The organism is Amycolatopsis regifaucium, from assembly GCF_001613935.1.
Taxonomy (GTDB): Bacteria; Actinomycetota; Actinomycetes; order Mycobacteriales; family Pseudonocardiaceae; genus Amycolatopsis; species Amycolatopsis regifaucium.
In genome coordinates this window covers 78,687-103,794 of record NZ_LQCI01000010.1, presented here as the reverse complement: position 1 = coordinate 103,794, position 25,108 = coordinate 78,687, and the positions used below count along the sequence as shown (strand labels likewise).

At 69.0% G+C, this 25,108-nt stretch carries 20 protein-coding genes; 6 read left to right on the top strand and 14 right to left on the bottom strand.

The features are described 5' to 3' along the window. Positions 1-59 precede the first annotated feature (59 nt). Positions 60-854: a carbon-nitrogen hydrolase family protein gene (locus tag AVL48_RS12820; protein WP_061983343.1), complete on the top strand. Its 795-nt coding sequence runs from the start codon at positions 60-62 to the stop codon at positions 852-854. Here the strand turns inward: AVL48_RS12820 and AVL48_RS12815 are convergent. Further along, on the bottom strand, positions 802-1,290 hold the full coding sequence (locus AVL48_RS12815; RefSeq protein WP_061983191.1) for an Lrp/AsnC family transcriptional regulator: 489 nt from the start codon (positions 1,288-1,290) through the stop codon (positions 802-804). The two genes, AVL48_RS12820 and AVL48_RS12815, sit on opposite strands and share 53 nt — an antisense overlap. Positions 1,291-1,359: 69 nt before the next feature. Here AVL48_RS12815 and AVL48_RS12810 point away from each other — a divergent pair, with 69 nt between their 5' ends. Then, positions 1,360-2,256, top strand: coding sequence for an SMP-30/gluconolactonase/LRE family protein (locus AVL48_RS12810; RefSeq protein ID WP_061983190.1), 897 nt, complete (start codon positions 1,360-1,362; stop codon positions 2,254-2,256). Between the two features lie 61 nt (positions 2,257-2,317). Here the strand turns inward: AVL48_RS12810 and AVL48_RS12805 are convergent, their stop codons facing one another. Genes AVL48_RS12805 through eccB form a run of 3 tightly spaced genes read right to left on the bottom strand, consistent with a single transcriptional unit; the run spans position 2,318 to position 5,129 of the window. After that, complete coding sequence (locus AVL48_RS12805) at positions 2,318-2,971, bottom strand: response regulator (protein ID WP_061983189.1); 654 nt, start codon at positions 2,969-2,971, stop codon at positions 2,318-2,320. Next, complete coding sequence (locus tag AVL48_RS12800) at positions 2,968-3,690, bottom strand: response regulator transcription factor (protein WP_244162312.1); 723 nt, start codon at positions 3,688-3,690, stop codon at positions 2,968-2,970. Before AVL48_RS12800 ends, AVL48_RS12805 begins: the two co-directional genes overlap by 4 nt. A 14-nt stretch (positions 3,691-3,704) precedes the next feature. Then, positions 3,705-5,129, bottom strand: a complete 1,425-nt coding sequence (gene eccB / locus AVL48_RS12795; RefSeq protein ID WP_061983187.1) for a type VII secretion protein EccB — start codon at positions 5,127-5,129, stop codon at positions 3,705-3,707. A gap of 147 nt (positions 5,130-5,276) precedes the next feature. Here eccB and AVL48_RS12790 point away from each other — a divergent pair, with 147 nt between their 5' ends. Then, on the top strand, positions 5,277-6,350 hold the full coding sequence (locus tag AVL48_RS12790; RefSeq protein WP_061983186.1) for a type VII secretion protein EccE: 1,074 nt from the start codon (positions 5,277-5,279) through the stop codon (positions 6,348-6,350). A 153-nt stretch (positions 6,351-6,503) separates the two neighbouring features. On the opposite strand, the gene eccD is transcribed toward AVL48_RS12790, so the two are convergent. Genes eccD through AVL48_RS12760 form a run of 6 tightly spaced genes read right to left on the bottom strand, consistent with a single transcriptional unit; the run spans position 6,504 to position 11,948 of the window. Then, the gene (eccD, locus tag AVL48_RS12785; RefSeq protein WP_061983185.1) at positions 6,504-7,880 is read right to left on the bottom strand and encodes a type VII secretion integral membrane protein EccD; all 1,377 of its coding nucleotides are present in this window, start codon (positions 7,878-7,880) and stop codon (positions 6,504-6,506) included. Continuing rightward, positions 7,877-8,206 carry a YbaB/EbfC family nucleoid-associated protein gene (locus tag AVL48_RS12780; protein WP_233223736.1) on the bottom strand — a complete coding sequence of 110 codons (330 nt, stop codon included), beginning with the start codon at positions 8,204-8,206 and terminating at the stop codon, positions 7,877-7,879. Before AVL48_RS12780 ends, eccD begins: the two co-directional genes overlap by 4 nt. Further along, positions 8,203-8,721, bottom strand: a complete 519-nt coding sequence (locus tag AVL48_RS12775; protein WP_244162313.1) for a hypothetical protein — start codon at positions 8,719-8,721, stop codon at positions 8,203-8,205. The genes AVL48_RS12780 and AVL48_RS12775 overlap by 4 nt, the downstream gene beginning before the upstream one ends. 5 nt (positions 8,722-8,726) lie before the next feature. Next, on the bottom strand, positions 8,727-10,076 hold the full coding sequence (locus AVL48_RS12770) for a WXG100 family type VII secretion target (RefSeq protein WP_082857632.1): 1,350 nt from the start codon (positions 10,074-10,076) through the stop codon (positions 8,727-8,729). A gap of 17 nt (positions 10,077-10,093) precedes the next feature. Next, on the bottom strand, positions 10,094-11,146 hold the full coding sequence (locus AVL48_RS12765; RefSeq protein WP_061983183.1) for a hypothetical protein: 1,053 nt from the start codon (positions 11,144-11,146) through the stop codon (positions 10,094-10,096). A gap of 25 nt (positions 11,147-11,171) precedes the next feature. Next, positions 11,172-11,948, bottom strand: a complete 777-nt coding sequence (locus tag AVL48_RS12760; RefSeq protein ID WP_061983182.1) for a WXG100 family type VII secretion target — start codon at positions 11,946-11,948, stop codon at positions 11,172-11,174. A 155-nt stretch (positions 11,949-12,103) separates the two neighbouring features. Here AVL48_RS12760 and eccCa point away from each other — a divergent pair, with 155 nt between their 5' ends. After that, positions 12,104-16,045: a type VII secretion protein EccCa gene (gene eccCa, locus AVL48_RS12755; RefSeq protein ID WP_061983181.1), complete on the top strand. Its 3,942-nt coding sequence runs from the start codon at positions 12,104-12,106 to the stop codon at positions 16,043-16,045. 2 nt (positions 16,046-16,047) lie between these two features. Here eccCa and AVL48_RS12750 read toward each other — a convergent pair whose 3' ends face one another. Together AVL48_RS12750 and AVL48_RS12745 are read right to left on the bottom strand one after the other, a co-directional pair. Further along, complete coding sequence (locus tag AVL48_RS12750) at positions 16,048-16,929, bottom strand: aminoglycoside phosphotransferase family protein (RefSeq protein ID WP_244162314.1); 882 nt, start codon at positions 16,927-16,929, stop codon at positions 16,048-16,050. Between the two features lie 665 nt (positions 16,930-17,594). Then, entirely contained in the window at positions 17,595-18,107 is a 513-nt protein-coding gene (locus tag AVL48_RS12745) for a hypothetical protein (protein ID WP_063054103.1), read from the bottom strand. 1,269 nt (positions 18,108-19,376) lie between these two features. Between AVL48_RS12745 and AVL48_RS12735 the strand changes: the two genes are divergently transcribed. Then, positions 19,377-20,417, top strand: coding sequence for an HNH endonuclease signature motif containing protein (locus AVL48_RS12735; protein ID WP_061983177.1), 1,041 nt, complete (start codon positions 19,377-19,379; stop codon positions 20,415-20,417). A 179-nt stretch (positions 20,418-20,596) separates the two neighbouring features. Here the strand turns inward: AVL48_RS12735 and AVL48_RS12730 are convergent, their stop codons facing one another. Continuing rightward, complete coding sequence (locus AVL48_RS12730; protein WP_061983176.1) at positions 20,597-20,866, bottom strand: hypothetical protein; 270 nt, start codon at positions 20,864-20,866, stop codon at positions 20,597-20,599. A gap of 351 nt (positions 20,867-21,217) precedes the next feature. Beyond that, positions 21,218-21,730: a hypothetical protein gene (locus tag AVL48_RS12720; protein ID WP_061983174.1), complete on the bottom strand. Its 513-nt coding sequence runs from the start codon at positions 21,728-21,730 to the stop codon at positions 21,218-21,220. Between the two features lie 364 nt (positions 21,731-22,094). Here AVL48_RS12720 and AVL48_RS12715 point away from each other — a divergent pair, with 364 nt between their 5' ends. Next, positions 22,095-25,103, top strand: coding sequence for an AfsR/SARP family transcriptional regulator (locus AVL48_RS12715; protein WP_061983173.1), 3,009 nt, complete (start codon positions 22,095-22,097; stop codon positions 25,101-25,103). Positions 25,104-25,108 lie beyond the last annotated feature (5 nt).

The window sequence follows — 25,108 nt, the reverse complement described above, 5'->3', positions numbered from 1 at the left end:
TCGCCCCGAGCAGGCACACTGGGGTGGTGACCAGTGATCCCACGATGAGGGAGACCGCCGTGCCGCGGATCGCGTTGTGCCAGCTCACCGCGACCGAGAGTCCAGAAACGAACCTGAAGCTGATTCGCGAAGGCGTGGCGGCCGCGGCGGCCGACGGCGCGCGGATCGTGGTCTTCCCCGAAGCGACGATGGCGCGCTTCGGGGTCCCGTTGAAACCATTGGCCGAGCCGCTGGACGGACCGTGGGCGTCCACTGTGGCGTCCATCGCCGAAGAGCACGGTGTGGTGATCGCGGCGGGCATGTTCACGCCGTCGCCCGATGGTCGCGTGAGCAACACGCTGCTCGTCACCGGCGGCGGACATCACTTCGGCTACGACAAGATCCACCTGTACGACGCGTTCGGATTCGCCGAATCCGACACGGTCGCGCCGGGGACGGCGCCGGTCACGTTCGAGATCGACGGGGTCACGTTCGGCGTCGCGACCTGCTACGACATCCGCTTCCCCGAACTGTTCCGGAAGCTGGCCGACGACGGGGCCGACATCGTCCTCGTGCCGACGTCCTGGGGCGCGGGCGAGGGCAAACGCGAGCAGTGGGAGGTGCTCGTGCGCGCCCGCGCGCTCGACTCCGGCTGCTGGGTCCTCGGCTGCGGGCAGGCGGATCCGGCCGCGAGCGGGACTCAGGTGAACCCGAAGGCGCCGACCGGGATCGGCTACTCGACGGTGTCCGACGGTTTCGGGCGCGTCCACGCGCGACTGGGGGCCGGACCGGAAACGGTGGTCCTCGACATCGATCCGGCGGTCAGCGGGAAGGCGCGGGCGGCGACGGGGGCGCTGGCGAACCGTCGCCTTTAGCGTCGACTGATCGCTCGAAGAAGGATTCGAGCACCACGATCGTCTGTGTGCCGGTGACGCCTTCGATGGCGTACAGGCGGCGCAGTGACGCCTGCAGTTCCTCGGTGGTCGGCGTGCGCACCTTCACCAGCAGCGAGGCCGGCCCCGCGATGACGTGCGCCTCCACCACCTCCGGCAACGCCTCCAGTGCGGCCTTGGTCGGCGAATCGCCCATCCACGAGTTGGCCTCGACCAGCACGAACGCCATCACCCCTCGGCCGACCGCGGCCGGGTCGACGTCGACGGTCGTGCGCCGGATGACGCCCTGCTCCCGCAGTTTGCGGACTCGTTCGTGCGCGGCGCCCGCCGACAATCCGACCGTTTTCCCGAGCGCGGCGTACGCCTGAGTCGCGTCCTGCTGCAGCTCGGTGAGCAACATGCGATCTACGTCATCCATAGGTTGACCATATCAAGTTCGGCGGCTCATGATGATTGCAATATCTTATTCAGTCAACTGGGGGTTTACATGGACATGGTCAAGGCGCGCTTCGAGGTCCTCGACGAACGATTCGCCCGCGTCAACGGGGACGAGTGGATGCAGCGCCTGCACACGGGCTGCCGGTGGACCGAGGGGCCCGCCTACTTCCCCGCCGGCCGGTACCTGGTCTTCAGCGACATCCCGAACGACCGTGTGCTGCGCTGGGACGAGACGACGGGCGCGGTCGGCGTGTTCCGTGAACCGGCCGGATTCCACAACGGGCACACGGTCGACCGGCAGGGCAGGCTCGTCAGCTGCGAACAGGGCAACCGCCGGGTGACACGCACCGAACACGACGGCACCACCACCGTGCTCGCGGAGACCTATCAGGGCAAGAAGTTCAACAGCCCCAACGATGTCGTCGTGGCCTCGGACGGCGCGATCTGGTTCACCGACCCCAGTTACGGGATCGACAGCGACTACGAAGGCCATCAGGCCGAAAGCGAGATCGGCGGCTGCCACGTCTACCGTGCCGACCCGGTGGACGGCTCCGTGCGCATCGTCGCGGACGACTTCTCGCGTCCGAACGGGCTCGCGTTCTCGTTGGACGAATCACGGCTCCACATCGTGGACACGCGGCAGAAACCCAGTCACATCAGGGTTTTCGAGGTGAAGGACGGAACACTCTCCGGCGGCGCGATCTTCGCGACCTGCGACGCCGGTGGCTTCGACGGCGTCCGGGTGGACGCCGCCGGCCGGGTGTGGGCCGCCGCGCACGACGGTCTGCACTGCTTCGCACCCGACGGCACGCGGATCGGGAAGCTGCTCGTCCCCGAGGTGTGCTCGAACCTGACCTTCGGCGGGCCGCGACGGAACGACCTGTTCATCACCGCGTCGAGTTCGGTCTACACGCTGCGGGTGAACTTCTCCGGGCCACGCGTTTAGTCCTCTGAACGCGGTGGTCGCGCGGGGCGACTACCGCACTTAGAGGACTGAACGCGAGGATCTAGCGCAGCAGGCCTTCCCGGATCGCCACCCGCACGAACCCGGCCCGCCGCCGTTCCCCGGTCTTGTCCCGGATGCGGTCGAGATAGGACCGCACCGTCCGCACGCTGATGTTCAGGATCTCCGCCACGTCGACGTCCCGTTCACCGGCCGCGACCAGCCGCAGGACCTGCTTCTCCCGTTCGGACAGCACGATCTTCGGACCGGCGTGCCGGTCTTCGCTGTCCTGGATGATCATCCCGGCCAGCGTCGGCGACACGTACGCGTTGTCGTCGGCGATGGTGCGGATGGCGCGCAGAAGCTCATCGCCGTCGACGTCCTTGGAGAGGAAGCCCTTCGCCCCGGCCTGCATGGCGCCCAGCACTTCGGGCTGTTCGGCGTGCGCGGACACCACGAGCACCTTGTGCCCCATCTGCCCCACTTCGAGGACCGCCGCGGCGTCCTGGACGCCGCGCAGCTTCAGGTCGAGCACGACGACGCTGCCCGGAGGCTGTTGCTGGACGGCGAACCGCGCGACCGAGTCGGCGACGGCGCCCAGCGCGATGTCGGGCGCTTCGGTGAGGACACGTGCGACGGCGTCCCGGTACAACGGATGGTCTTCGATCACCCCGACGTTGATCGGTGTGGTGCGTTTCGGCTGCTCGTCTGCGTTCACCGGCGTCCTTCGAATCCGCCCGCGTCGTCGCGGGGCGCGATCGGCCGAGACGGGCCGGGCACCTCCGACGGAGACGCGAGCCCGAGCTGGATGGCCTTGCGGACCAGACCGGCCCGCCTTCTCTCTCCGAGTTTGTCACGGATCCGGTCCAGATAACCGCGCACCGTCCGGACCCCGATACCGAGGATGCGGGCGATGTCGACGTCGCGTTCGCCCGCGGCGACCAGCCGCAGGACCTGCTTCTCCCGCGCGGAGAGCGCGACGTCCGGGGCCGGCACGGGCCGGTCGGCGTTGTCCTTGATGATCATTCCGGCCACCACCGCGGAGACGTAGGCACGGCCCTGCGCGACCGTCCTGATCGCGGTCAGCAGTTCGTCGACGTCGACGTCCTTGGACAGGAATCCCTTGGCACCGGCGGCGATCGCGCCGAGCACCTGTTCGGATTCCGCCTGCGCGGACACCACGAGCACGTGATGCCCCAGTTCGCACACCTGCAGTACGGCGGCCGCCCCGGCGATCCCCGGCAGGCCGAGGTCGAGCAGCACCACACTGCCGGGCGGTTGCGGGTGGGCGTGGAACTTGGCGACCGAATCGACCACCGCGCCGAGTTCGATCCCTTCGGCCTCGGTGAGGACCCGGACCACGGCATGCCGGTACAACGGATGGTCTTCGATCACCGCGACGTCGACCCGGTCGGTCTCCGGCCTGTCTTCAGTCATCTGCACTTTCCCGCTCACCCCGTCCCACCTGCCGAGGACACCGTCCGGCCCGCCCGCGCCGGATCCAGCGCGGGCCCTCGCGGCACCAGTGCCAGTAATCCATTCGGAACCGGTTGCCGTCCGGCTTGGCCGTATCCGAGCGAAGCGAGTGCCTCGGTACTCGCCACCGGGTACTTCGACCCCGTGTCGGTCACGACGTACACCGTGCCGGAACCGGATTCCGTCACCACCGCACCTCCCGACGGAGGTACGAAAACCTCATCGGCGACCAACGCGTCCGTACGCGCCGTCACCGGGATCGCCTTCGCACCTTGCGGCAACGGGACCTGTGCGGAGATAACGATTCGAGAACCCTGCGCGCACAAGGTCACGGACTGTCCGGTAACGGGCGCTTTTCGCGGGATCCGGTCCGGATACTCCGCGGGATCGGCCCCGCCCGCCCTGGCCGTGCCGACCTTCGGCACCGCGGCGACGTCGGCCGCGCGCACCGCGACGGGCGCCGGGACGCCGGTGTAGGCGTCGGCGTTCTGCGGTGTGTTGATCAGCAGGCTCGCCTCGGTCTGGCCGATCGGTTCGAGTCCGTCGGCGTGGACGAGGTAGTACGAAGTCGCGTCGCCCGGCGACGCCATCGCGTCGATCACGCCGAGCACCGAACCGACCTTCGTCGCGGTGTCACCGACCCGGGGACCGCTCCGCCCGGCGTCCTCGACCGCGCGGTAGGCCAGATCGCGTCCGGCGGCGACGGTGCCGATCCACCGGGAGGACACCGCGATCGCCGGATAGGTGTCGAACTGCAGCGCCGCGGCGGCCTCCGGGGTGAGCTTGTAGCGGCGCCCCGCCGTCACGAGATAGCGCTCGCCCTCGGGGACGCGGACCACGACGGCCTGGTCCCTCGGGAGGTCGATTCCGGCGGCGGGCGCGCCGAGGAGCACCGTCGTCGCGGGTTCGGCCGACGCGGGCGCGTCCTGTGTCGTGCGTGAGCAGCTCGTCCACGGCGTGGTCACCAGCGCGGCGGCCGCGGGCAGCGAATCGGGGGCCCCTGGGATGCCGATCTGCGCGCCGCGCGGCGCCTTCGCGAGCTTCTCCGAGGGGACGGTGACGGTGGCATCGCCGTTGCCGCCCGCCATCAGCCGCGCGGAGGCGTAGTTGAGCACCGGATGCAGCGCGCCGTCCTGGCCGAGGATGTACCGCGCGCCGGTTTCCTCCTCGACGATCACCTTGCCGCCCGCCAGCCAGTCCTTACCGCCGGAGGGGTTCAGCAGGCCGATCACGCCGAACACGGCGGTGATCAGGAGGGCGACGCCGAGACCGCACAACGTCCCGATGACCAGTCTGCGGCTCGGGGCGACGGGATGATTGGCGTCCGCCGAGACCAATGCCGAAACCAGTCTCCTGCGGAGGAATTGGTAGGCCTGGATCTGGTCCCGCTGCGTCCACACGCTCCCGTCCCCCGCCGTTCGTACCCGCCCCGATCGAGGGTGTTCACGTTAGGTTCCGACCGCGATCTGCGGTGAGGGTAATTTTTACGCCCTCCCGCGCGCGAGCGGGCACTACCGTCGGGCGCGTGCACGGAGGAGGGGAATTCCTTGTCGGTTGACGCCCCGGCCCGCCCGGCCCCGGAAGAGGCGCCCGCTCGCGGCACCGCGGGCACGGCGCCGCTGCCCTGGCTGCTGCCGATCCGCCCGCTGCAGGCGGCGCTCTGGGAGATCGCCGGGATGGCCGTCCTGCTGGCCTTCACCGTCGACGGGATTCCGCAGCCGGCGCGGATCAGCATCATCGTCGCGGCAGGCATCCTCGTGCTGACGACGTCGGTCCGGTTCGCCGGACGCCACGCCGCCGGGTGGCTGCTCACCTGGGCCGCTTACCGGCTGAAGCGGCGCGACAAGAGCGAAGTCCCCGATCCGCTGCACCGGCTCGCCGGTCCCGTCCGGGTGCGCCAGCACGTCGACCGCGCGGGCAACCGGTTCGGGGTCGCCGAGGTCGGCGACGGCTGGAGCGCCATCGTGCGGCTCACCCCCGGCGCGATGTCACCCGGGCCGGACACGCTGGTCGGCATCCTGCGCGAGACCTACGCGAGCACCGGGATCCCGCTGTCCAGTGCGCAACTGCTGACCTGGACCGTCCCCAATGGACAGTCGGTGCTCCGGGTCCGCTGGCTCGCCGTCCGGTACCGGCCAGCGGACGCGCCGATCGCGGCGCGAGCCCGCGGCGGCGGCGAACTCGGCGCGCTGCGGAGCACCGCATGCGCGGCACTGGCGCTGATGGGTTCGTTGGCGGAGGCCGGATTCGAGAGCACCGTGCTCGAATCCGGTGAGGTGGCGCGGGAACTGCGCGTCGCGCTCGGCAGCGGCCAGGACGCGCCGGTGCACGGCTGGCGATCCTGGGACTGGGGTGGCGCTTCGCAGGTCTGCTACCGGCCGCGGTCGGAGCGGGATCTCGCGCGCACACTGGATCTTCACGTACCCGGTTCGGCGTTCACCGCGACTTCGTACACGCTGCACCGTTCTCCTGGCGGGCGTGAGAAGTCCGAGGTGACCATCCGGGTCGGCGGACGGCCGGGAGCGGAGCCGGTGCGGCCTCATGGGATCGCGGTTGCTCCGCTGCACGGACGGCACGCGGCGGCGGTCCGGCGGACCCTGCCACTGGCCCTGGAGGACTGAGGGGACGGTTCGCGGAGGGCTCCTTTCCTCTCTGAGGGTAGGGAAGGAGCCCTCCACGAACGTAAATCCACCGCATTTCGTCCTCTGAATGCGGTAGTTGTGTGGGGCAAGTACCGCATTCAGAGGACGAAACGCGTGGGAGGCGAGGGGTGGTCAGCCGCGCACGGCCTCGTAGACCCCGGCGATCATGCCCACGAACGGGATCAACGAGAGCAGCACCAGGAACTCGATGATGTCGAGAGTCCTTGCCCAGTAGGGAGAACGGCGTCCCTTCGCGACGCGCGTCGCGTAGGTGAGGCAGACGCCCGCCGCGACGACGACGGCACAGCCCGCGCCGAACACGAACGAGCGCGGTCCGCCGGCGGCGAGCCAGAAACCGGCGGCCGCCAAGGCCGCCGCGCCGAAACCGATGAGCACGACCCGCTGCGAGCGACCGGCGAACGCGCGCGAGCGCAACATCAGCGCCAGTCCCAGCAGCGCGCACAAGCCCGCCTCCCAAGCCCCGCCGGAAGACGACAGCACCACCGAAGCCGAGACCACGACCAGCCCGAGCGCGACGAGCAGGCCGGTCAGCAAGGCCTGCGCGTAAGTCGTGCCGCCGACCATGTCCTCGCCGAGCGAGGGGTTCTCGTCGGCGCGGAACGCGTCCATGTCGTCGGGCACCCGGGGCAGCGGCAGCCTGCCGAGCCGCAGCGCCAGCATCGGCGCCACCGCGGCCAGCGCCGTCGCCACGACGGCGACCACCGCGGCCGCCGAAACCGCGCGGACCTCGGCCAGCAGGGTGATGGCGGTGGTGATCGCGCCGAGCCCGGCGGAAACCGTCACCGCGACGAACCACGGCAGCCGGTCCGCCACCGAAACGGCCGCGATCACGCCGTACACGGTCACGACGGCGAGTCCGGCGGCCAGCGGTCCCGCCGACAGCGAGAACAGCGGATGCGGCGGCAGGACCGACATCCCGGCCAGCAGCGCGGCACCGACCCCGGCGAGCGCACCGGCGGCACCGGCCTCCGCGTCACCGTACGCGCGGCTCAGCGCGCCACCGCCGAGCACGAGGACCAGCGCGAGCAACCCGGTCCCGATCGGCGCCAGCACACTGCCCGACGCGGCCGCCTGCACGAGCAGGCCACCGGCGAGCAGCAGCACCACCGACGCGACGATGCCCGCCTTGCGCGCCACCGCCGGACCCCAGCGGCCGGGGCCCGACTCGGCGACGCTGGCGATCGAGTCGACGACGTCGTCGAACAGCAGCGGGCCCCGCGGGCGTTCCCGCGGGGTCAGGTGCAGCACTTCACCGTCGCGTACCTGCGCCGCGGCGACCGTGAGCCCGAGCGCCAGCGGAGCGCCGCCGAGCCGCGACAGCACCCAGCCCGGATGCTCGGCCGACGCCTGCCCCGAAGCGCCCGCGAGCCGGACGAGCTGCGGGACCAGTTCGGCGAACGTGCTCTGCTGCGGCAGCGCCACGTCGACGCGCGCCCGCGGTGTCACCACCGTGACGCGCCGGGTGGAGCCCGCGATCGCGGCGGTCATGCTTCGATCGACTTGGCGGACTCGATGACCGGGGCGAACTTGGCGCTGCTGGCCTCGGCCAGTTTCTGCAGCCCGTTGTTGACCGCCTCCAGCACGATCTCCGAGAGGTTGCGCGCGTCGTACTGGCGCAGCGCGCGCGGGTCGATGTCGATCGAGGTGAACCGGCCGTCACCGCGCAGCACGACGGTGACCTCGTTCTGCCGCGAGTGCGCCTTGACCTCCATCGCCTCGACCGAACGCTGGATGCGCTGCACCTCTTCGGTCTGCTTGCGGACCTGGTCCAGCAACTCGTCCATGTCCGGCATGGCGTAGGGGTCGGTGGTCACGAGTCTTCTCCTTCATCTGCGGGGAAATCCCGCCGGACGTGGACACTGCCCACGAACCGGCGGAAGTCGTCGCCGAGCCGGCGTGCCGTCTCGGGCGTCGCGGTACAGGCGATCTCGAGGATCAGCCGGTCGGCCGGGGTCGTGCCGGGTACGGTCAGCAGGACCTGGGTCTGCACGAGTTCCTGTCCCTCGCCGGTGCGGACGCGCAGGACCTGCGTCACACCGGGAGCGTCCGGAGCGCCGATCACCTTGCGCCGCAGCACTTCGAGCGCGGCCATGGTCCGGCCGAGGCGTTCGACGGCCTCGTCGGCGATGTCGGTGACCCCCGCGTGGTCGGGCCGCTGCCCGACACTCAACGTGATGTTCGGGGTGAACTCCCCGTCCGGCGCGGAGTGCACGGCCACGAAGACCGCCCCCTCGGCGCCGACCGACGCGGGCTCGACCGGTACCCAGCCTTCGGGGATGTCGAAGCCGAGCGGGAGGGAAACCCGGTCCTGGGCCATCGTTTCACTCATCCCGGTCACCAGGTGCCCACGTAAGACACAGCGTCGTCCCACGCCTCGCCGACGGCGTCCGCCGCCTGGCCCGCGGCGCCGCTCACCGCGTCGACGGCCGCACCGCCGTACTCCCCCACGGTGTCCGCGATCTTCGGCAGGTCGATGTCGATCTTCGCGCCGACCCCGGCGCCGAGGCCGAGTGCGACACCCGCCTTGAAGTTGACCTTGATATGCCCGGCGTCGTAGACGGCTTGACCGTCGAGCTGCGCGCCGAGTCCATATTGGAGGGTGCCGCTCGCACCGACACCGATGCCCGCCACGTCGGCGGCGAGTTCACCTTCGACCTTGCCACCGACGAAAGCGTTGGCGTGCAAGCCGACACCGTGCGCACCCGCCTGGACCGAACCGTTGACCTCACCGCCGACGAACGCGGTCCCCTTGGCGCTGCCCGAAGCGACGCCCCATTCCTTCTTGCCTTCGAGTTCTTCCTTGAACGCCGCCAGTTCGGCGTGCCCGGACGCCTTGACGTCCCAGCCCTGCGAGGAGACCTTGGCGTCCCAACCCGGAGTGAAACCGTCTTGTTCTTGCTTCCATTTGGCGTACGTGATTTCGGTGCTGTGCCACGCCTTGTCACGAAGGCCTTCGGGCTTCGGCCTGCCGAACGGCGTGTCGGCGGCACGCGGGGCACGCGTGCCTTCGAGACCGTCCCAGGTGAGCTTCTTCCAGCCGGAATTGCCGAACCAGGACGGCTGCGACCGCGGCCGTTTGCGCCCGTCGAGGGTTTCGCCGTTGAGCCAGTACAGCGGCCCGCGGCCCCATTTGCCGAGTTCGTGCTCGATCCGGCCGACGCCTTCCGGGGGGAACAGCCGCGCGAGTTCGTCGCTCAGTTCGTCGGCGATCTCCTGCGCCGCCTGCGCCGCGCGTTCGCCGAGCTGCCGGGCGGCGGAGATGAACGCGTCGACCGCGCCCGCGTTCGCCGTCCGCGCCTGGCTGGTGAGCTGGGCGGCGTACTGGTCGAACTGCGCGAGGATCGAGTCCACACAGGACCGTGCGCCCTGCAGTGCCCGCGCGCCCGCACGGAGCCTGCTCGACTGGTCGCTCAGTTTCGCGCCGAGTTCGGCGAGTTCCTGGCTCAGTTTCGCGGCCGAAGTGGCGAACGCGAGGTAGGCGTCGCCCTCCCAGGACGCGTTCAGCGTCTTGGCCGCCTGGCCGATCTCCTCCGCGCGGCCCGAAACCGTGGAGGCCCGCTCGCCGCAACGTTGCGCCGACCCGTTCAGCGCCGAGGGATCACCGGTGACCCGCTGCTGGTACTCGACCACGAGCCGCCGGTAATTCGACAGGATCGAGCCGACGACGCCCGACGCGTCGACCACACCGCTCCCCCACACGGCTACCTGCCCTTCGCCGGTGAATCCGCGCCCGCATCGATGTCGATGTGCTGCTCGAAGTGCTTACCGCCGTAATTCATGTCGATGTCGATATCGATGTCCTGCCCGCCCGGCGCCTGCACGGTGGACTTCCCGGTGCTCAGGTCGGTGGTGATGGTGACCGTGTTCCCGGTGCCCGCGCTCGGCAGCGCTCCGCCGGTGGATCCGGAACCCGCGCCACCACCCGAGGGTCTGTCCACCGGGATCCACGCGTCGGCGCCGCCGGGCCAGTTGCCCTGGGAGCCGTTGCCGCCCAACGCCGGCGGCCGGTACTGGGTGAACGGCGGCGTCTCGCCCGGCGTGGAACCACCTCCGGAAGCACCGCCCGCGCCGCCACCGGTGCCGCCGATCGCGCCCTGCCCCGCACCGCCGGCGACCGAACCCGGTGCCTGCGGGCTGGCGACCGGCGTACCGGAGACGGCCGCGTTGCCCGCGGAAGGATTGCCGGAGTCGTTGTGCCCGAACAGTTTCTGGACCTCGCCGATGATGGCGGCGATCTGGGTGATCTGGTTCGCGAGGTCGACGACACCGAGCGCTTTCAGCAGCGCGCCGATCGCGGTGATGAACGCGCGCAACGAGGCGCTGGTGGCGGTGGAAAGCGCGACGGCGGCGCCGTAGGTCCACGGATTCGACATCAGGCCCGCGACCGTCGGGTTCACCGCCGAGACCACCGCTTTGTAGGCCGTCTGGGCGGTCTTGACGAGCGTCCCGGCGACGCCGAGCAGTTCGGCGCCCTTCTGCACCACCTGGATGATCTTGTTGAGCGAGTTCAGCGAGTCGGTGATCTTCTTCAGCGCCGAGTCGGACGCGCCACCGGACCAGACCTTGCCCAGCTGCTCGGCGGCCTTCGTCACCTCGTTGTACATGGTGAGGAACTCGTTGGCCTTCTTGAGCACCTCGAGCACGTGCTTCGCGATCTGCTCCGGCTGCCCGGTGAGGATCTGCGGCAGGATGGTGATCGGCCCGCCCGAGGACGCCGTGGCGTCCATCGCGCTGGAATTCGGGTAAGTCAGCATGGAACCTCGCTCCTCAGGCCGGAAGTCAGACGGACGCCGGGCGGTACACGCTGACCTTCGCGAGGCCGTTGATGTCCGCTTCGACGATGCCGTGGTTGTAGAGCAGCCCGCCTTCCCCGGCGATGGCGATGATCGGCTTGCTGTCGGAGAACAGGAGCGGTTCGACCACGACGACGTCGCCGCTGTGCACCCCACCGGGGACGTCGCCGAAGTTGCGCGCCGTGCCCGCGTAGACCTCGATGACCCCCACCCGCGCCTGGTTGTCGGCGTCACCGGCGAGCCAGTCGTTGAAGTCCGAGACACCCTGGAACCGCGCGTCGGTGATCGGGTGGTCGCCGAGCTGCCCGAGCCGCGCGTCCCCCAGGTAGCGCAGGACGTTGCCGACGGACGACGGCTCGCCGTTCGCGCCCGCGCTGTCGTTGATGGCCAGCGTCGCCAGTTCGGAAGCGTGCGAATTCCCCCAGATCGACGACCCCGACCCGGCCCCGCCCGCCGGACGGCCGCCGTAACCACCCGCGACCGCCTCGTCGGCGGCCTGGTAGGCGTCGGCGCTGCTCTTGATGAAGCCGTTGATCTGCTGCAGCAGTTGCAGGAGGGTGCGGACGGCGACCACCTGCTGGCTCTGCATGGCCGCGTTGGCCGCCGCCACCGCGCTGCCGAACGTGGCGAACGACGTCGGCTGCAGTACGGTGCGCTCGAGGTCGGCGACGACGTTGATGCCCTGCATGATGATGCCGCCCAGGTTCCCGACCGCCGAGCGCATGGCCTCGGGCTCCGCCCGGTACTCGCCCGTGCCGACCATGGCTCTCCTTCTCTCGTTCCCCCACGTCTGCGCCTGTGCCAGCAGCGTAAGTTCGTCACCAGACGCGAGCGGACGGCAAAAGTACCCACCGCGAGGGCGGCACGAGTGGCCAGAATGATCGGCAGGATTACCCACAAGCGGCCAGAAAGACCCTGATGAGCGCCACTCGCGACCGCCTGCCGGCCCTGGGCGAGCAGCCCGGTGAAATCGTCCTGCAGTCCCCGCCGATGCTGCCGAAAGGCGCCGGCGGCGGAGCCATGCAGCTGCTGATGTTCATGCCGATGATGCTGGGCATGGGTGCCATGTCGTTCGTCTACATCGGACGCGACGGCGGCGTGATGACCTATATCTTCGGCGCGTTGTTCCTCACCGCGATGGCGGGCATGGTCGTGATGTCGCTCGGTCGCGGCGGCGCGGCGAAGAAGGCGCAGATCAACGAGGAACGCCGGGACTACCAGCGGTATCTGACCGGTCTGCGCGGTCAGGTCCGCGACATCGCGGACAACCAGCGCGCGGCCATGACGGCGTTGCAGCCCGATCCGGTCGACCTGTGGGCGTACATCGAAACGGGCAGGCTGTGGGATCGCCGCCGGTCGGACTCGCAGTTCGGGCAGGTGCGCGTCGGGACCGGGCCGCAGCGGCTCGCGACGCCGTTGAAGGCGCCGCAGACCGTGCCGCTCGAAGACCTCGACCCGGTGTGCTCGACGAACCTCAAGCACTTCATCCGCACCTACTCGACGGTCGACGGACTCCCGGTCGCGATCTCGCTGCGGTCGTTCGCGCAGGCCACGCTCTCCGGCCGCCGCCCGGACACGCTCGGGACCGCGCGGGCCCTGCTGACCCAGCTCGCGACCTTCCACTCACCCGGCGACCTGCGGATCGCGCTGTGCGTCAAGGACGACCGGTCGCACGACTGGGAATGGGCGAAGTGGCTGCCGCACGTCGCCTCCACCGCCGCGGACGCCGCCGGTCCGCGACGGCTGGTCGACGCCGACTCCGGCAAGCTCGCCGATCTGCTCGGCCCCGACCTCGGCGACCGGCCCGCGTTCACCCGGCGGCCGGAATCCCGGCTGGACCTGCCGCACCTCGTCGTGATCGTGGACGGCGGGCATACCCTCGGGGACTCCCGGCTCGTCGCCGAGGAGGGCAGGCTCGGTGTCACGGTGGTGGAGATCGGCACGGAGCAGCCGCGTTCGGCGTCGTCCGAACGGCTTCTCAGCCTGCACGTGAGCCCGGAGCAGCTGGGAATGGTCGTCGGTGACGGCACCGAGCAGCGGCTCGGTTTCCTCGGCACACCGGACACTTTGGACCGCGGGGCCGCCGAAGCGCTGGCCAGGATGCTCACCCCGCTGTTCCAGGGGGCGGCGGTGGTCAGCGAGGCACCGATGTCGGCGACGTTCGGGCTGGCCGGGCTGCTCGGGATCGGCGACCCGCGCGACACCGACACCGCGGTCACCTGGGCTCCGCGTTCGGCGCGCGACCGGTTGCGGATCCCGCTCGGCGTCAATCCCGAAGGCAGGCCCGTCGACCTGGACCTCAAGGAGTCGGCGGAAGGCGGGATGGGCCCGCACGGGCTGGTCATCGGCGCGACCGGATCCGGGAAGAGCGAACTGCTGCGGACGCTGGTCACCGCGCTCGCCGTCACGCACTCCTCGGAGAAGCTCAACCTCGCGCTCATCGACTTCAAGGGCGGTGCGACGTTCGCGGGGATGACCGGACTGCCGCACACCTGCGCGGTCATCACCAACCTGTCCGACGATCTCGCGCTGGTCGACCGCATGGCGGACGCGCTGAACGGCGAACTGTTGCGACGTCAGGAGCTTCTGCACGCGGCGGGGAACTACGCGTCGGTGCGGGACTACGAAAAGGCCAGGGAATCCGGCGTCAACCTGCGGCCGCTGCCGTCGTTGCTGGTGATCATCGACGAATTCAGCGAACTGCTGTCCTCGCGGCCGGAGTTCATCGATCTGTTCGTCGCGATCGGGCGGCTGGGGCGGAGCCTCGGGATCCATCTGCTGCTGGCGTCGCAACGACTGGAAGAAGGACGGCTGCGCGGGCTGGATTCCCACCTGTCGTACCGCATCGGCCTGCGGACGTTCTCCGCGTCGGAAAGCCGTGCGGTGCTCGGTGTCGCGGACGCCTACCAGCTTCCGCCCGTGCCGGGTTCGGCGTATTTGAAGTCCGACAACGACACCCTTATCCGACTCAAGGCCGCGTATGTGTCGGGTGAACTGCCCCCGCGCAGCAAGATCGTACGGAAGGACGGTCAGAGCCTGGGGTTGATGCCGTTCACGCTGGCGCCGGTGGAGATCCCGGTGACCGTCGAGGCGGAAGAACCGGTGGAAAAAGGCACCGGCGAGACGATCATCGGCGCGATGCTCTCTCGGCTCGAAGGCAAAGGCCCGGAAGCGCACCAGATCTGGCTTCCGCCGCTGGCCGACCCCCCGACGCTGGACCAGTTGCTGCCGCCGCTCGGCGAGGACCCGGAACGCGGTCTGTGTCCGCTGGGCTGGGGCGGCAACGGCAAGCTGATGATCCCGGTCGCCTTGGTGGACAAGCCGTTCGAACAGCGGCGCGACATGCTGTGGGCCGATTTCTCCGGTGCCGCCGGGCACGCGCTGATCGTCGGGGCCCCGCAGAGCGGCAAGAGCACACTGATGCGGGACATCGCCGCGATGCTCGCGCTCACCCACACGCCGGAAGAGGTCCAGCTGTTCGTGCTGGACATGGGTGGTGGCGCGCTGGCGCCGATCGCCGGGCTGCCGCACGTGTCCGGCTATGCCACGCGGCGCGACGCTCAGCGCTGCCGCCGGGTCGTGGCCGAACTCACGACCTTGCTCGAACAACGTGAGGAGTTCTTCTCCGCCAACGGGATCGAGTCGATCACGGCGTTCCGCCAGCGGCGCTCCGAGTTCCGCGAAAGCACCGAAGGCAGGGAATTCGGCGACGTCTTCCTGTTCGTGGACAACTGGACGACGATCCGGCAGGAATACGAACAGCTGGAGGAGCAGATCACCAGTCTGGCCTCTCGAGGGCTCGGTTTCGGGATCCACGTCGTCGTCTCGATCAACCAGTGGATGGGCATGCGGGCGCCGCTGCGTGACGCCATCGGCACCAAGTTCGAGCTGCGGCTCGGCGAGCCCGCCGACTCGCTGATCGACCGCAAGATCGCGCAGAACGTTCCGGCGGACAAGCCGGGCCGCGGGCTGACGGCGGACAAACTGCACTTCCTCGCGGCGCTCCCGCGAATCGATTCGGATCAGCGACCGGAGACCGTCGGCGCCGGTGGGCTGGACCTGAACCGGCGGATTTCCGCCGCATGGAAGGGACAGCCCGCGCCGTCGGTGCGGCTGCTGCCGCCCGAGATCCCGCTCGACTCGCTGGAGGCGGGGCCGCGCAAACAGGTCACCCTCGGCATCGCGGAATCGAATCTGCGGCCGGTGCACCTCGATTTCGCGACCGAACCGCATTTCGTGGCGTTCGGCGACGTGGAATCCGGCAAGAGCTCGCTCCTGCGCGCCATCGCGCACGGCATCACCGCGAAGTATTCGCCGGAGGAAGCCGCGATCGTGGTCGCCGACTACCGGCGAGGGATGCTCGGCGCGGTGGCGGAATCGCATCTGCTGGGCTACGCGGGTTCCGAAACCGCGTTGACCGGGCTGATCGACCAATGCCAGCAGGCCATGCGGAACCGGCTTCCCGGCGCGGACGTCACGCCGGAGCAGTTGCGGAACCGGTCATGGTGGCGGGGACCGGAACTGTTCGTCCTCGTCGACGACTACGAAATGGTCGCGACCGTGGGCCGGAACCCGCTGCAACCACTGCTGGAATTCCTGCCGCAGGCACGGGACATCGGACTTCACCTGGTCATCGCGCGCGGCAGCGGCGGCGCCGGGCGTTCGCTGTTCGAGCCTGTGCTGCAACGGATCCGCGAACTGGGATCGCCGGGAATCGTGATGTCCGGGTCGCGTGACGAGGGCGCGCTGCTCGGGGACGTCAAGCCGGAGCCGCAGCCCGCCGGGCGCGGGGTGCTGGTCTCACGGCGGCACGGGACGGGGCTGGTCCAGGTGGCTTGGACGAAGCCCGTGGAGGACTGAGTTCAGCGGGCCAGCGCGAGCAGCTCGTCGATCGCCTGCGCGGGTCCGCCGTGGGTGAGGTGCGCGATGGCGAACATCGGTGCGATCACCCGGCTCCAGGCATACAACCGGTCGCCGTCGAGTCCGCAGGCCGTCGCCACCTGATGGCATCGGGCCTCGACACCTTCGTGCCCGGCACCGGCGACCACGTAATCCACGGCGTCGAAGCACGGGTCGCCCACGCACGCCTTCGGGTCGATCGCGATCAGCCCGCGTTCCGGCCCGCCGTCCAGGACGTTGCCGAGGTGCAGATCGCCATGCAGCAACACTCGTTTCGATTGAGTGTCCAGCAAGCTCTCGCAGCGCTGGATCGACCGCTGCCAGTCCGCTTGGCCGATCCTCGCGCCGATAGCCGGTTCGGACAGTCTTCCGCCGATCCGGGCGAAAGCCTCGTCGAACCGGCCACGCAGATCCCACGGCCACTCCTCGGGCGCGGGCACCGCGTGCAGCGCGGTGAGCAACTCGCCCCAGCGCTGCGGCAAGGATTCCCGCGGCAGGTCTTCGGCGATGGTGCCGGGCAGGACCTCCTCCAGCACCATCGCCCCGGCGTCCGCGTCGGCGGCCAGGACGGCGGGCACCCGTCGCGATGGCGCGAAGATCCGCAGCATCGCTTCCTGCCTGGCCACCAGTTCCCGGTCCAGACTGAGCTTGAGGACAGCCGGGGTTCCATCCGGCCATCGACAGCGCAGGACGACGGAAGAAGCACCACTGTCGAACATCTCCCCCAGCACGAAACCCCATCGAGAGGCCAGTTTCGCGCCGAGGCCGGGGACTTCGGCGAGCCAACCCTCGGCATCGGGACCGAAGCGACTCACCAATCTCGCGTTGACTTCTGCCAGGTTCACCTCGTCAGCTTGCCTTCCGCTCGTCCATTCGGGCATCTCGACCCGCGCGACGCCGGCCGATACCCTCGCGGAGTCCTGAGCTTGGATCCGCCCGCTCGCCGAATGGGGAGATCCCGACGTCCCTGAAATGGTTTATAGCGTCACGAAGAGCGTCGTGTCCACGGTCGCGAGAATCGCCTTCCATTCAGGCCTGCTCCCCGATCTTCACCGGCCCGTGGCCGACACGCTCGATCTCCCCGAACTGGCGACCGCACGCGCGAGGACGATCACTTGGCATCACCTGCTGCAGCAGACCGGTCAATGGGACGGCGAACGCTGGGGCGACGCCACTGGGCATGCGGTTCCGCAGTCAGTTGCCGGATGGCTTGAAGTAGGCGGTGGTCGGTGTCGCCGAGTCGACATAACCCCCAGGACGTCGCGGACAGCGTCACCTCGGAACGCTGTCGCCGGTGGTTCCGCCGCCGCGATCGCGCCACCTGTGACGGTTCGCGCGACAGCGAGCAAATGCAGGCAGGGCGACGTTCTACCGGCGGTCGAGATTCCGGAGGGCATCGCCGTCTCGAACTCGACGCGGACTTCGAAGCCCTTTCGCCGAGCGAAACGACTCGGCGTACCCCGGGAATCGCGCAGGAGGGCGAGGCCCGTCGTTGGGTACCGCCTGCGAGTCACCCTGCGAGCATCAGGGCGACCCATCCGCCGACGGCTACGGCGAGCGTGCCGAAGACGAATCCGAGCCACCGCGGGTAGGTGTAGTCGTCGATGACGAGTTCGCGTACCAAGGCGATGAGCAGGCCGACCGCGGCGAACACGATGAGGATCACGTCCGTGTTCACGGTGTTGCGCAGATCCACGACCGTGGCGCCCTTGCGCAGGAACACGATCTTTCCGGTCGCCGTCGAGACCTGCACAACCACCGGAGTGCCCGGCTCGGTGTCGATCGCCTGCCGGCCGTTGCCGAACTCGAAGTCCCCCGCCGCGCCGCGGACGGTGATGAAATAGGTGGAGTGCGGCTCCGGGTCCTGTGACGACATGTAGGTCTCCTGCCGGTGCGCGATGACCGTGCCCTCGATGCTGGAGGTCGGCGCGTCCCGCACGTTCAGGTCGTGCACGGCGTAGGCGAGAATGCCGGCCGGAATCCCGAACCACAGCAGGGTTGCGAGGAGCCGTATCACCAGCATCACCGCAGCGTAGAGGCGGTGTGCGACATGCAGAGAGGGCGTAACTGACCGCAGCCCCGATCCGAGCCGGGCGGTCCGGTCGGATGCCGTCATCGCAAGCGCCGATCGTGAGCGGTCGCTTCGGCTGCCGTGCGCTGGCGCCCCACGAGTACGTCCAGTCTGAACCCAGGAGACCAGGTCGCCGTCCGGGCGATCATGGTGGTGGACGGCGGAATAGGGAGGGCTGGTTGGCGAAGCGACGGTACGTGGCGAGGGCGTGCCCGGCGGGTACAGGATCTGGGACTACAAGTCGTCGCGGTGGTGGGGCGACCAGTACGGACTGTGGCCCGACGACTTACTCGCCGAACTGAACGGCGCACGTGACTCCGCGCGGATCACCGCCCTTTCAAGCGCTGCCGGGCACTCCGGCGCTGAGCCTGAGGAAGAACTGGCGGCCGCTGCGGACGGCAGCCGGGGCCCGGCCGCTCATCGCCATGAGCGGGAAGCAAGTCGTGGTCGACCTCGAACCGGTGTCTACGAAGTACCCTCACCGCATGTTTCACCCCGTGAACCGAGCCTCGTTCACGCACGCTTCGCTGCCAATCGCCCCCGCGAGCTGCCACTCCGCAACAACTCGGAATGGGAGCGGTTCAGGCTGGGACTGCGGGAGAAGGACATGGACGACAAGGGTGGCACTGGTCGGAGGCGACCGGCTGTCCGTCTATCGCGGATGCTTGGCCGTGTCACCATCAGCCCTCTGACTTCGAACGCGACCCCGTTGGATGCTGGCCATGCCGCTCCGGCCGCTGGACCGCGCTCTCATTGGCATGACAGAGCAGCGGATGGCGAAACGCCGCGTCAGCTCGAACGCCGGACCTGCCGCAGAACAGGCCGCAGGACGACCGGCTCGCGAGCCTGACACTCGCCTGACGTTCGAGTTCCTGAGCGGCGAGGGCAGGGAGTACACGAAGCACGTCTTCGCCCTGCATAACGCGTTCGCTCCCAACTGAGCCCGACCCGAAGAACGTCGTCGACCCTCCACCCTCCGAAGTTACGGATAGCGCCGTTTTCACCGTTCACTCTCCGCGTAAATCCGGTCACTGAACTCGATGGTGATCGAACTCACGTTCGAGTATGATCATGGGCATGACCCAAACTCTTGTCTATAACCCGAAAGCCGCTCGCTTTCTTGACGCCGCCTTCGACGAAGAGGTCTTGCTCCGTCAGGCGCAGGGCCGTCAAGTGCGCGCGTTAGCCGAGTTCGCCGCCGTGGGCGGTTCGCGAAGATCAGTGACCGAGGAGGTGGCGTTATGCTTCTCGGTCTCCCGCAATCAAGCGTTCCTGCTCGTCGAAACCTCCTGCGCCCTGGTAGCGCGGCTGCCGAACACGTTGGCGGCACTGGAAAAAGGCGATATCGACCTGTACAAGGCTTCCAAGGTCACGCAGCTGACCAGGGAAGTGTCGGACGAGGTCGCCGCGCAGGTGGATGAATGGTTGGTCAAGCGGCTGGCCGATCGCGATCCGACCGCGATTCGCGGTTCGGTAAGTCACGCGGTGCAGAAGTTCGACCCCGAGGGCTATCGGGAACGAGCGGCGAAGAAACGCGCCTTACGTCAGGTCTCGCTGAAACACGACGACGAGACCATGTCCACGCTGTCCGGCCATCTTCCCGCCGAGGTCGCCAGTTCGATCTACGCCTCGTTGGTCCGCACCGCCCGAGAACGCCGGGCGAAGGACAAGTCCCGCACCCTGGAGCAGCATCGTGCCGATGTGTTCGCCGAGCGACTGCTCGCCGAAGACGGCCGTGGAAAGCCTCGTGCGCACATCCACGTCTACGTGGACTTCCTGACTCTGCTCGGTGCGCGCAAGGATCCCGCGTTCCTGGCGGGGTACGGACCGGTCCCGGACTGGCTGGTGCGGGAGATCGCCTCAGAACCGGACTCGACCTGGTCCCGGCTGATCACCAACCCCGCCAATGGGCAACTCCTCGAAGCAGGCGCCGACAAGTATCGATCACCGGCCTCACTGGCCCGCTTGATCAAGGCGCGGGACCGGGAATGCACCCACCCCGGTTGTCACCGTCCGGCGGAGTTCTCCGAGATCGGCCACATCACCGGCTGGGCCCACGACGGTAAAACCGATCACCACAACTGCCACGGCGCCTGCAAGATCCACAACATGCTCAAGGAAGAACCCGGTTGGACAGCCGAACCCACCGGCAACGGCGGCATGACCATCACGACTCCTACTGGCCGCACGTACACGGCGGCGCCGGAACCACTCCACGAGCCACGTCCAGCGGAGGAGGACGACGACCCACCGCCCTACTGAGGGGTACTTCAACCGCTATGCCACTCATCTGACGAGGCACCGGTCGCCCACCCGCGAGTCGGTCACAGGTGGGCGACCGGGGTACAGCTCAGGCTCGCCCGGCACAGCGGTGACGAAGTCCTCGCCCTACTGCGATCCGGAACGCGTTCTCCGTTGCGAGCCGGCCACAACGTGTGCTGTCAGCCCCACACGTAGAGGTCCCAGCTCCAGGGAAAGGTGTACCTGCACTCGAACTGACGGCCGGTCGTCGCACCGAAGAACGCGCAAAGTACGGGGTCCGGGTACCACCCGACCCAGTGCCAAGAGCCTGCGGCGGCGAGCGACGTGGCCGATTCCCTGACCTCGGTCGAAGGACTCGCCGCGGCGGTCGACGTGGTCAGCGGTGCGGTGAAAAGCATCGCCGCCATCATGATCGGGACGAACGACCGGAGACGACTGCGGAGATTCATGGGTGACTCCTCCTGAACTAGGTTGCTGTGTCTTGCGGAAAATGGTGCTGTCCGGCACCTCTGTCGCCGCACCCTCAGGTGCAGGCGAGGAAGGCGGACCGGAACCGTGGCCGTACCTCGACCCGTACGAAGGCCGTCGGCAGACCGTGCCAAAGAGTGGTCTGGCCCGAGAGGCCGAACGCTGTGCCCTCCGCATAAAACGGTGGGTCGGCACCGAAGCGACGCCAGTCGACATCGACCAGCCCGTCGCCGGCGCGATGCCACAGGTAGACAAATCCCCAACTGGGCCCGTTGTACAACGAAGTCCACCCGGTGGGTTCACACAAGACGAATTGGGCGGTGGACATCACCTCACCTCAGCTTTCCGGCACGAGCCGCCGCCGCGGTGCCCGCCCGGCAACGCAGCAGGGCGATGTAGACGCGTTCGGCGAGTTCGCCTTCGTGTCGGATCGGGAACAGTTCCGCCGGAAGATGAGCGCGGATCGCCTTCTCGGTGATGTCATGCCCCGCCGCGACGAACCTGCTGCGCGGCAGCAGTTTCACGAGCGGCGTCGGATCCGTGATCGGATAGCGGACCTTTTCCGCCCTGGCCAGTTTGACCGCCAGCGCACAGATCCTCAGATCCGGGACCACGTGCAGCGCGATGTCGAGCGCCTCGAAGTCCTGCGGTTCGAAGGTGATCCGGTCGCCTGGTCCCTTCCAGCTGTCCGGTGCGGCGGAGCCCGGAGGCGCGGGAGCGGCGGCTGCCGAATCGGCCGCGCCCGCGCCCACCGCTCCGATGCCGAGAGCTCCGATACCGACGGCGGCTCCGGTGCGGAGCACCGAACGTCGGGACAGGTCCTCGTATTCTTCTGAATGATCCATTATTTCTCCCGTGCTGCGCACACGAATATGTGAAGAACATTCGACTGTTTGCGTGTGTGGTCGGCGGTCACACGAACGGTGGTGAGAGTCACCCATTCGCTCGCGACCGGGACCTGATCGATTACCGTGACAAGGAATTCTGCGGCGTTACCTCTTTCATCTCAGTACATCCGCTGCTTCGGATCCCGGCAGAGGAAGCTCTTTCCACTCCGCTGTCCGCCGTTGATGAGATGGTGCGCCGCGGATCTGCAGGGCGACCTTGTGCGAACCTTGTTACCGAGGCCAAAATGGGTTTCACCGCGACGGATCGCCGGTTCGATGCGCCGCGAAATGGCGGAATTCCCCTCTGGAGAGTGCGCACGAAATGGAGTTCCGGTTACTGGGCGAACTGGAAGTGTCGGTGCCCGGTCGACGACTGGCCGCCGGGCAACCTCGCCAGCAGGCGGTCTTGGCGGTACTGCTCGTCGACGCCGGGCGCCCGGTTTCGGCGGCCACACTGGTGCACCGGGTATGGGGTGAGAAACCGCCGCCGGAGGCACTCAACGCGCTCTACTCCCATCTCAGCCGAATCCGGAACCTGCTGGCCGAAGGTGCGGTGGACGGCATCCTGCTCGAACGCCGCCAAGCGGGGTACGTCCTGCGCACGGATCCGGATTCCGTTGACCTGCACCGATTCCGGCGGCTGGCGGAGTGGTCCATCCACCCCGGCCGGACGGAGACCGAACAGGCGGCCACGGCGGCCGAAGCGCTGTCACTGTGGCGTGGCGCGCCGATGGCAGGACTTTCCGGGGAATGGGTCGAAGCCGTCCGTGACGACTACGAGCAGCTGCGCCTGCGAACGGCGATCCGCTGGGCCCGCGCCGAGCTGGCGTTGGGGCACTCGGATGCGATTCTCGACGCCTTACCCGCCTATATCGCCGAATATCCGTTGGCCGAGCCCCTCGAAGCCGTGCTGATCGAAGCTTTGCGCGCGAGCGGGCGCGCGGCTGAGGCTCTCGACCGTTACGCCAAAGTCCGGCGCCGCCTGTCCGACGCTCTCGGCAGCGAACCCGGACAGGAACTACAGGCGCTGCACCAGTCGATCCTCGAAGGGGAGCGGCGGTCGCCGGCCACGCCGGCGAGCCCCGTCACCCGGCCGGCGCAGCTTCCGCTCGACATCGCCGGTTTCGTCGGGCGGGAGCGGGAGCTTCGGGAACTGGACAGACTGCTGGACGCGTCGGGCCCGCCCTCGTCGGCCGTCGTGATCAGCTCGGTGTGCGGCAGCGCGGGAATCGGCAAGACCGCACTGGCCGTGCGCTGGGGTCACCAGGCCGCGAGCCGGTTCCCGGACGGGCAGCTGTACCTCAACCTCCGCGGTTACGGCCCGGTGCCTGCCATGACGCCACATGAGGCGCTCGCCATCCTGCTGCAGGCGCTGGGCGTCGTGGCGGAGCAGCTGCCGCCGACCGAGGAGGGACGCTCGGGCCTCTACCGGTCACTGCTCGACGGACGCCGGATGCTGGTGATCCTGGACAACGCCCGTGGTGCCGAGCAGATCCGGCCGTTGCTGCCGGGCAGTCCGACATGTGCCGTGGTGGTCACCAGCCGAGCCGACCTCCCCGGCCTGACCGCCCTTCACGGTGCCCGCCGGGTGGCCTTGGCGGTCCTGGGTCAGGCCGAGGCCGAAGAACTCCTCACCCGGCTGATCGGCAACGACCGGATAGCGGCGGAGCCGACGGCCGCGGCAGAGATCGCGCGGCTCTGCGCGTACCTGCCGTTGGCCTTGCGCATCGCGGCGGCCCTGCTCATCCGGCGCCCGGAAATGCCGATCGCCGTGATCGCCGACCGGCTCGCCAACGGCGACCGGATCGCTCAGCTCACCGTCGACGGTGACAGCGAAGTCGCCGTCGGTGCGGCGTTCGACCTGTCGTACGAGGCGCTGGACATCGACGCCCGGCGGTTGTTCCGTCGGCTGGGCCTGATCCCCGGCTCCGACTTCGACGTCCACGCGGCGGCACACCTCACCGACGTGCCGGTCGAGGAGGCGGAGCGCCTGCTCGACCGGCTGGCCGACGCGAACCTGGTCGAACCCTATGCCGCGGAACGATTCCGGTTCCATGACTTGCTGCGGCTCTACGCGGACCACCGATCCCGCCTCGACGATCCGCCCGCCGAGCGGCAAGCGTGCCTCCGGCGCTTGTACGGCTATTACCGCAGCAGGAGCGCGGCCGCGCTGCACTTGGTCCAGCCCGCGGTGTGGCTGCTGGGGCAGGGGCCGGACGACCCGGGCGTACGCCCCCCGCGGTTCACCGACCGGGTCGCCGCGCTGACTTGGTTCGAGACCGAGCGGGGGAACATCGTCGCCGCGCTCGTCGCGGCCGGGAAGACGCCGCAGCCTCACACCTGGGAGCTGGCCGAGAGTTTCGGCAAATACCTGTGGATCAGCGGGTGCGGCGAGGATGCGCTGGACGTCTGCCAGGCGGGCCTCACCGCGGCACGGCATGCCGGGAATCCGAGGGCCGAAATCATCCTGCACACGCTGATCGCCGGTGCTCAGCGCAGCGTCGGACGCCCCGAGCTGACCGTCCGCCACCTCACCGAGGCGGGGACCTTGGCGCGGCGGATCGGAGACCTCTCCATGGAGGCGATCGCGTTGATCGGCCTCGGCACGATCTGCCGTGGCCTCGCGCGGTTGCGTGAAGCGGAGCAGCACCTCCGTCAGGCACTCGCCCTTCACGAGCGGCTGGAAAGCCCGGACCTTCCCGTCACCCGGCTCTACCTCGGCCTCGTCCTTCAGGACGTCGGTGAGCTCGACGACGCCGAAACCCAGCTGAGCAAGGCGTTGGCCGAGTTCGACGCCGCCGACGACCGGCACCGGATCGTGCTGACCTGCTCCGCTCTCGCCAGAGTGTGCCGCGCCGGCAAGCGGTTGGCGGAGGCCATGCGGTATGCCGAGCGGGCACACCGGGTCGCCAGGGATACCGGACTCCCGGTGATCGAAGCCGGTGCCCTCCTCGGCCTCGCCGACGCCTGTCTCGACCGGGATCTCGCGGACGAGGCGCTCACCCACGCCCGCGCCGCGGCGCGGATCGCCGATTCCACCGCGAATCGCCGGTTGGAAGGCCAGGCGCGCACGACGCTCGCGGAGATCCACTCCCGGCTCGGCGACCACGGTGACGCCGCGGAACACGCGCGCGCCGCCGTTTCCATTCATCGCGAAATGGGGCGCCGGCTCTACGAGGCCCGCACGCTTTGCGTGCTGGGGCACGCGGTGCGCCGGCTGGACGGTGTCGCGGCGGCCCGTGAGCACTGGCAGCAGGCACACGATCTCTATGCCGCGGCGGGCAGTCGCCAGGCCGAGCAGCTCCGCGAACTGCTCGCGGTGTCCCGGTGACGGCC